Source organism: Burkholderia sp. SIMBA_062 (assembly GCF_046534765.1).
Lineage (GTDB): Bacteria > Pseudomonadota > Gammaproteobacteria > Burkholderiales > Burkholderiaceae > Burkholderia > Burkholderia ambifaria.
Map to the genome: position 1 here is coordinate 1 of NZ_JAWRYD010000260.1, position 273 is coordinate 273.

The following is a 273-nucleotide window of genomic DNA, read 5'->3' on the forward strand; positions in this document are numbered from 1 at the left end:
GCGGTTTGCTGCGGCGAACGCCAGTACCCCGGCATGATGTGCGGGCCACGGAAACGCGCCTCCAGCTTGCCGGCCTGGGGCACCAGCTTCACTTCGCATCCCGGCGCCGGCAGCCCCACATAACCGGCCATCGACAACGGCCCGGTGGTGAAGGTGCAGGACGGCGCCGCTTCGGTCATGCCCAGGCCAGCCATCATGCGGATACGCTCGCCACAGTGCTGCTCGGCGATGCGGTCCAGGCGGTCCCACACGCTTTGCGACAGGCCCGCGGCG

Annotated in this window: 1 protein-coding gene; it reads right to left on the bottom strand. The window is 70.0% G+C overall.

The genetic code is table 11. From position 1 onward, the window contains the following. A partial coding sequence (locus SB786_RS36275) for an AMP-binding protein (protein WP_410731584.1) occupies positions 1 to 273 on the bottom strand: 273 nt, incomplete at both ends.